This window comes from Pseudomonas sp. GM18, assembly GCF_000282195.1.
In the GTDB taxonomy this organism is placed as follows: Bacteria; Pseudomonadota; Gammaproteobacteria; order Pseudomonadales; family Pseudomonadaceae; genus Aquipseudomonas.
The window spans coordinates 1-7,229 of sequence record NZ_AKJT01000138.1; the positions used below are offsets into that span (position 1 = coordinate 1).

Genomic DNA, 7,229 nt, shown 5'->3' on the forward strand with positions numbered 1-7,229 from the left:
CGGCAGGCTGCCGCCGATGGCCTTGGACATCACCACCACGTCCGGAATGATCCCGGCGTGCTCGAAGGCGAACATCTTGCCGGTGCGGGCAAAACCGCTCTGGATCTCATCGACGATCAGCGCCACGCCGGCCTTCTCGGTGATACGCCGTAAACCGCGCAGCCAGTCGAGATCGGCCGGAATCACCCCGCCCTCGCCCTGCACCACTTCGACGATCACCGCAGCGGGCAGTTGCACACCGGCCTCTGGATCGTTCAGCAGGTTCTCCAGGTAATTCAGGTTGACCTGCACCCCTTGCGCGCCGCCGAGCCCGAACGGACAACGATAATCGTAGGGATACGGCATGAACTGCACGCCATTGCCGAGCAAGGCACCCAACGGCTTTTTCGGCCCCAGACTGCCCATCAGGCTCAGCGAGCCCTGGCTCATACCGTGGTAACCGCCCTGGAATGACAACACAGTGCTGCGCCCGGTGGCGGTGCGCACCAGTTTCAGCGCGGCTTCCACGGCGTCGGTGCCGGTGGGGCCGCAGAACTGAATCTTCGCTTCAGCAGCCAATGCTGGCGGCAGCAGGCCGAACAGGTCCTGGACAAACTGATCCTTGACCGGCGTGGTCAGGTCGAGGGTGTGCAGCGGCAGTTCATCGCTCAGCACTTGCTGAATGGCTTCGATCACCACCGGGTGATTGTGCCCCAGGGCCAGGGTTCCGGCACCGGCCAGGCAATCGATGAAACTGCGGCCTTCGACATCTTCCACATAAATGCCCTTGGCACGCTTGAGTGCCAGGGGAATGCGTCGCGGGTAGCTGCGGGCGTTCGATTCCTGCCGGCTTTGACGGGCCAACAGCGGCGATTCGTTGAACTGATAAAGCGTCTCGGCAGGCGTCGGGGCAATCCGGGCCGGCTGATCTTCGATAAGGCTGGTAGCGACTGACATCTCTCGACCCCTGTTGATAGTGACCAAAACTGCACACCGGGCAGGTGCGCGTTCCGGTCGCGGGGCGCACTTGCAGGTTTTCCTGTTCTGGAAACGCATCAGGACGTCAAGGATTTAGACCCTCGATCAGCTTTCTATGAAGGTGGCGACAGTGCCTTGAGCATGGGGATGGCGCGGAGTCCCGCCACGGTGAAGGTTTCAGCGCAAGTCCGATAACCCAAGCGATGGTAAAACGCCTCGCTGGTACGCGTGCTGTTGAGTCGCGCCTGAGGCAAACCCCGAGCGATCAACCACGCCTCAAGGTCGTGCACCAGCGCCTGTCCGGCGCCGCGCCGAAACCATTCCGGCTGCACGTAACAGAACGCGACCTTGCCGCTGATCGCCGCCATGGCAACGCCGACCGGTTTGTCCTGCAACAGCGCAATGTTCAGGTACAACCGTGGGTCGGTCAGCCAGGGCTGCACGTGGTCGATGGTCTTGGTGTGGGTCCAGGTGGCGACGGTTTGCGGATCGTTGCGATGGTCGAGCGCGCACCCAACGCGAATGGAACGCTCGACGATCCGGCTGATGATGCCGGCGTCGGCCGACGTTGCCTTGCAGATATGTATTGATGCATCCATGGCGCTGTTACCTCAATCCATTGAGTCAAAGCTGCCGGGGACAATAGCGCGGTGGGGAGCCGGGTGGCTAATGGAGAGACGTTACATTTGGTGTGTGCGAATGCGTCACACCGGTTGCAACGGCATCGTCAACTCGACCCGCAACCCATCCGGTCGGCTGTCGAAATTCAAGGTGCAACCACAACGCTGGACGATGGCCTGGACAATCGCCAGGCCGAGGCCGCACCCGGTGCTCTGGCCGTTGCGCCAGAAGCGTTGGGTCAAGTGTTGCAAGTCGTCTTCGGCAATTCCCGGGCCGTGGTCGCGAACCAAAAAGTGCACACGATTGCCATTGGTTTCCAGGCTCAGCTCCACCGCCCTATCGCCCGGCGTATGGCGCAGGGCGTTGTCGAGCAAGTTGCGCAATGCAGCAATCGACAGCACTGCGGGCATTTGCAGCGGTGCATCGGAGAATCTGGCCGGCACCTGAAACTTGATCCGCTGACGATCGCCGCTGGCCGCATCCTGAATCGCCAGTTTCGCCACCTGCTCGGCGCTGCACTGCACGCCATCATCGAACGACAGGCTGCCCTCGACACGCGCCAGCAGCAGCAATTGTTCAAGCGTACGGTGCAGACGGTCCGCGCCCTCTTCAGCCCGGGCCAGGGACTGATCCCGAGCGGCACCGTCGGTCATGCGTGCCACTTGCAGATGGGTTTTGATCGCGGTCAGCGGGCTACGCAATTCGTGCGCAGCATCACCGGTCAGGCGCCGTTCACGCTCGATGGTCTTGCCGATGCGCTGGAACAGCTGATTCTGGGTTTCCAGCAACGGTTGCAATTCACTGGGCAACGGCTGGATCTGCAATGGCTCCAGAGAATCGGCGCTACGCCGCATCAATGCATCGCGCATACGATTGAGCGGTGCCAGCCCCTGACCGATGCCGAGCCACAACAGGCACAGGCAGCCAAGCAGCGCCACGCCGACCGGCACTGAAGCCGCCAGCAGAATGGACATGTTCAGCGCTTCGCGCTCGATCTGCCGGTCGGCGGTGGTGATGCGCACATCGCCACGCGCCAGGGTGAAGCTGCGCCATGGTGCGCCGTCGATAATCTGATCGTGGAAACCCATTTTCTCGGCTTCCAGCGCCTGCTCGGGGTTGCTGTGGCTGCGGGCCAGAATCTCGCCGCGCAACGAGCTGACCTGACAGGCCATGCCGCCGGGGATATTCAGTTGCTCAGCGCTGAAATGGGTGCCCTCGCCCTTGCTCGGCAACGCCGGAAGTTGCTCCAGTAACCCGGCGACCATCCGCGCCGAGGCAACCAGCCGCTGGTCGAGGGAAAACATCATCTGGTTGCGCAGATCACTGAGCATCCAGGCGGCGGCCAGGGCCCAGATCAGCGCAAACGCGGCGCCGAGGGTCAGGCTCAGGCGCAAACGCAGGCTCATCACTTCGATTCTTCTCCGCCATCGGCCGGCCCCAGGCGATAACCCAGGCCGCGCACGGTTTCGACGATGCCGTTGCCGAGTTTACGCCGCAGGTGATGGATATGGACGTTAAGGGCGTTGCTTTCCAGTTCGTCGTTGAAACCGTAGACGCTGTCCTTGAGTTGCTCGGTGGACAGCACCCGGCCACGGTTATGCAGCAAGGCTTGCAGCAGCGATTGTTCACGGCGCGACAAATCCACCGGTTGGCCGCCGAGCTGGGTTTCGCGGCTGCTGGGGTCGTAGGTCAAACGACCGTGTTCAATCAGATTAACGCTGCGCCCCGCCACTCGTCGCAACAGGGTGTGCAGCCGCGCGGCAAGTTCGCGCAGGTCGAATGGTTTGAGCAGGTAGTCGTCGGCACCAGCTTGCAGGCCGTCGACCCGATCAGTGACCGAATCCCGGGCCGTGAGGATCAGCACCGGGATTTCCAGGCCATGGTGGCGTAACTGCTGCAGCAGCTTGAGGCCATCCTCATCGGGCAGGCCGAGGTCCAGCACCATGACGTCAAACTCTGCAACCTTGAGCATCGCCCGGGCAGCCGACGCGGTGGCGACGTGCTCGACGGTCAGGCCTTGAGCAGTCAGGCCGGCGACGATGCCGCTGGCGATCAACTCATCGTCTTCACAAACCAGTACGTGCATGGTGAGGCCCCATAGAAAAAAGGGTGATTAGGCCGGTAGCCGATTAAGCGGACATTATGCCGCAAGTCCCATTGTCACAAGGCGGATGTGGTTAATCGTTGGTTAATCGCCGCCCTCCACTGTGCACCTTACTTGCACAGGGACAAGGCTTACCCATGCGTCGATTGTTTCTATTCTTTGTTCTGTTGATCTCGGGTATGGCCCAGGCAGGAACGAATCCGTTCGAAACCAAACCCGAATTTCTCCCGGTGGAAAAAGCGTTCATCTTCACGTCCGAACGCCTTGAGTCCGGCGAAACCCAGCTCTATTGGCAAATTGCCGACCATTATTACCTGTATCAGAAACGCCTGAAGTTCGACGGTCTGGCCCCGGAGCAAGTGCCGGTGCTGCCCGAAGGCGAGTCCCACAGCGATGAGTTCTTCGGCGAACAGCAAGTCTATCGCCAAGGCCTGGAGCTGAAGATCCCGGCCGGTGCCACCGGTCAGATCAAGGTGGGTTTCCAGGGCTGCGCCGATGCCGGTTTGTGTTATCCGCCGCAGACTCAAGTGGTCAACCTCGGCGCCAGTAACGTCCTTGCCGCGTTCAATGAAGAAGCGCCCGACCAGGCCCTGGCCAGTGGCCTGCAACAACGGGCGCTGGGCTGGAGCTTGCTGGTGTTCTTTGGCCTGGGCCTGTTACTGGCGTTCACCCCTTGCTCGTTGCCGATGCTGCCGATTCTGGCAGGGTTGATCGTTGGCAGTGGCGCCACGCCCAAACGCGGTTTTGCCCTGGCCGGCAGTTACGTGATCAGCATGGCGCTGGTGTATGCGGCGATGGGCGTTCTGGCTGCATCGCTCGGGGCGAACCTTCAAGCGCTGCTGCAGAATCCATGGCTGTTGGGCAGCTTTGCGGCGGTGTTCGTGCTGCTGGCCTTGCCGATGTTCGGTTTTTTTGAACTGCAATTGCCGGTGGCCATACGAGATCGACTGGAACACGTTTCGCGCAACCAGCGCGGTGGCAACCTGATCGGCGCCGGTGTATTGGGCGCGTTGTCCGGCCTGTTGGTAGGACCGTGCATGACTGCCCCATTGGCCGGCGCCCTGCTCTATATCGCCCAGAGCGGCAATGCGCTGCACGGCGGGCTGATTCTGTTCGCCCTGGGCATCGGTATCGGTGTGCCGCTGTTGTTGCTGGTCACCGTCGGCAATCGCTTTCTACCTAAACCTGGCGCCTGGATGAACCTGCTCAAGGGTGTGTTCGGTTTCCTGTTCCTCGCCACCGCGTTGCTGATGCTGCGCCCGGTGCTGGATGAGTCGCTATGGCTCGGCTTATGCGGTGCCTTGCTGCTGATCGCCGCCTACAGCACCTGGAAGCAGTCGCAGGGGTTTGGCCGAGTTGCCCACCTGTTCGGCGCCAGTTCGCTGCTGTTGGGTCTGTGGGGCAGCCTGCTGGTGATCGGTGCGGCGGGCGGCAGTGACGATCCGTATCAGCCGCTGCAGGTGTACAGCGCCGGCCGTACCGGTGCTGTCGCGCCGAGCGCTCATGATGCATTCACCACGATCAAGGAGCCCGCTGCCTTGCAACGCGAGCTCGACGCGGCCAAGGCTCGGGGCCAATGGGTGCTGCTGGACTACTACGCCGATTGGTGTGTGTCGTGCAAAGTCATGGAAAAACAGGTCTTCGGCAAACCGCAAGTGCTGGATGCGCTCAACGATGTGCGCTTGCTACGGCTGGACGTCACCGCCGACAATGCCGCCAGCCGCGAACTGCTCGGCCGTTACAAAGTGCCGGGGCCACCCAGCCTGTTGTGGATTGGCACCGACGGCATCGAGCGCCGCAGCCAGCGCATCACCGGCGAGGTCGATGCCGGCACTTTCCTGCAACGCTGGACCACCACCCGAGACGCTCGTTAATGCTGACCTTTACCCTCGGCACCTTTGCCATCGCGCTTAATCACTTGCTGCTGATCAGTGCCCTGGCACTGGCGACCTTTGTCGGCTGGCGGGTGGCCAAGCGTGGCGGCGAGAATCCGGAATCGGTGCTGTTCAGCCTGTTCCTGCTGGGCATGCTGGCGGCCCGGGTCGGCTTCGTGATTGCCTACTGGGCGCACTATCGCAACGATCCGTGGCAGATCATCGATTTGCGCGACGGCGGTTTCCTCGCCTGGCCGGGGGTGGTGGTACTTTTGCTGGCCGCGTTGTACCGAGGCTGGCGTCAACCGGGCCTGCGTCGGCCGTTGGGCTTTGGCGTAGGCAGCGGCCTGGCGTTCTGGCTGCTGGCGAGTTTCTCCCTGAGTATTTACGAACAAGGCACGCGCCTGCCGCAGATCACCCTGCGCAATGCCGCCGGCCAGACCATACCGCTCAGCGACTACCAGGGCGGCCCGTTGGTCATCAACCTCTGGGCCACCTGGTGCCCGCCGTGCCGCCGGGAAATGCCGGTGCTGGAAAACGCCCAGCAACAACGCCCGGACCTGACCTTCCTGTTCGTCAACCAGAGCGAAAGCATGCAGAGCGTCGCCACCTTCCTCGAAACCCAGGGCCTGAGCCTGACCAACGTGCTGTTCGATGGCAGCGGTCGATTGAGCCAGGCCGTGGGTTCCATGGCATTGCCGACTACGCTGTTCTATAGCCCTGACGGGTATCTGTTGGGCAGTCACCTGGGTGAGATGTCGGAAGCCAGCCTGGCCCGCGCCCTGGAACACTTCGACACCCCGAATCCGGCCACTTCGGCCACGCCTTCAAGGAAATTGCCATGCTCCGCCTCCGCCACCTGCTGACACTGACCTTGGGTGCTGCCCTGCTGCACCTGCCGTCGGTACAGGCCGAAGAACTGCCTGAAGCGATCAAGAAGATCGAAGCCAAGGGCGCCAAAATCGTCGGCACCTTCGACGCGCCCGACGGCCTGCGCGGTTACGCGGCGCAGTACCAGAACCGCGGCATGACGCTGTACCTGACCCCGGACGGTAAACATGTGCTGCTCGGCAATCTGTACGACGCCGACGGCAATGACCTGAGCAGTGCGCCGTTGCAGAAGCTGGTCTACGCGCCGATGGCCAAGGAAGTCTGGGGCAAGATGGAAGCGAGCAGCTGGATCGGTGACGGCAACAAGGACGCACCACGGGTCGTCTACCTGTTCAGCGACCCGAACTGCCCGTACTGCAACATGTTCTGGGAACAGGCACGGCCGTGGGTCCAGGCCGGCAAAGTGCAGTTGCGGCACATCATGGTCGGCATCATTCGCGAAGACAGCCCCGGCAAATCCGCCGCGCTGCTGGCCGCCAAGGACCCGCAGAAAGCCCTGGAAGAACACGAAAAATCCGGCAAGGGCAGTTCGCTCAAGGCGTTGAAGGACGTGCCACCGGCGGTTCAGGCGAAACTGGCGGCGAACATGAAGTTGATGGAAGACCTGGAGTTGGCCGCCACTCCGGCGATTTTCTACATGGACGACAAGGGCCAGCTGCAACAACAGCAAGGCGCGCCGTCGCCGGACAAGTTGCTGAAGATTCTCGGGCCTAAATAAGATCAAAAGATCGTCCGAACGCGGCCCGAGCCTTCGGCAGCTCCTACGCGCCTGTGGGCGCTGC

The 7,229-nt window shown here is 62.1% G+C and carries 7 protein-coding genes; 3 read left to right on the plus strand and 4 right to left on the minus strand.

The genetic code is table 11. From position 1 onward, the window contains the following. The 4 genes from PMI21_RS00050 to PMI21_RS00035 form a co-directional block, all read right to left on the minus strand. The coding region (locus tag PMI21_RS00050; RefSeq protein WP_007942224.1) for an aminotransferase class III-fold pyridoxal phosphate-dependent enzyme at positions 1 to 936 on the minus strand (936 nt) is incomplete at its 3' end. A 134-nt stretch (positions 937 to 1,070) separates the two neighbouring features. Then, on the minus strand, positions 1,071 to 1,556 hold the full coding sequence (locus tag PMI21_RS00045) for a GNAT family N-acetyltransferase (RefSeq protein ID WP_007942225.1): 486 nt from the start codon (positions 1,554 to 1,556) through the stop codon (positions 1,071 to 1,073). 105 nt (positions 1,557 to 1,661) lie between these two features. Next, on the minus strand, positions 1,662 to 2,987 hold the full coding sequence (locus tag PMI21_RS00040; RefSeq protein ID WP_007942227.1) for an ATP-binding protein: 1,326 nt from the start codon (positions 2,985 to 2,987) through the stop codon (positions 1,662 to 1,664). Beyond that, positions 2,984 to 3,664 (minus strand): response regulator, encoded by a 681-nt coding sequence (locus PMI21_RS00035; protein ID WP_007942228.1) that lies wholly within the window; start codon positions 3,662 to 3,664, stop codon positions 2,984 to 2,986. The genes PMI21_RS00040 and PMI21_RS00035 overlap by 4 nt, the downstream gene beginning before the upstream one ends. 155 nt (positions 3,665 to 3,819) lie before the next feature. Between PMI21_RS00035 and dsbD the strand changes: the two genes are divergently transcribed. Genes dsbD through dsbG form a run of 3 tightly spaced genes read left to right on the plus strand, consistent with a single transcriptional unit; the run spans position 3,820 to position 7,165 of the window. After that, positions 3,820 to 5,556 (plus strand): protein-disulfide reductase DsbD, encoded by a 1,737-nt coding sequence (gene dsbD, locus PMI21_RS00030; RefSeq protein WP_007942229.1) that lies wholly within the window; start codon positions 3,820 to 3,822, stop codon positions 5,554 to 5,556. Then, entirely contained in the window at positions 5,556 to 6,422 is an 867-nt protein-coding gene (locus PMI21_RS00025) for a TlpA disulfide reductase family protein (RefSeq protein WP_007942230.1), read from the plus strand. The genes dsbD and PMI21_RS00025 overlap by 1 nt, the downstream gene beginning before the upstream one ends. Further along, on the plus strand, positions 6,398 to 7,165 hold the full coding sequence (gene dsbG, locus PMI21_RS00020) for a thiol:disulfide interchange protein DsbG (RefSeq protein ID WP_007942231.1): 768 nt from the start codon (positions 6,398 to 6,400) through the stop codon (positions 7,163 to 7,165). Before PMI21_RS00025 ends, dsbG begins: the two co-directional genes overlap by 25 nt. The last annotated feature ends 64 nt before the right edge of the window (positions 7,166 to 7,229 follow it).

Excerpts from the sequence above, each read along its gene's own strand:
- PMI21_RS00045 (WP_007942225.1), bottom strand. The coding sequence starts at position 1,556 with ATGGATGCATCAATACATATCTGCAAGGCAACGTCGGCCGACGCCGGC.
- dsbG (WP_007942231.1), top strand. The coding sequence starts at position 6,398 with ATGCTCCGCCTCCGCCACCTGCTGACACTGACCTTGGGTGCTGCCCTG.
- PMI21_RS00035 (WP_007942228.1), bottom strand. The coding sequence starts at position 3,664 with ATGCACGTACTGGTTTGTGAAGACGATGAGTTGATCGCCAGCGGCATC.
- dsbD (WP_007942229.1), top strand. The coding sequence starts at position 3,820 with ATGCGTCGATTGTTTCTATTCTTTGTTCTGTTGATCTCGGGTATGGCC.
- PMI21_RS00025 (WP_007942230.1), top strand. The coding sequence starts at position 5,556 with ATGCTGACCTTTACCCTCGGCACCTTTGCCATCGCGCTTAATCACTTG.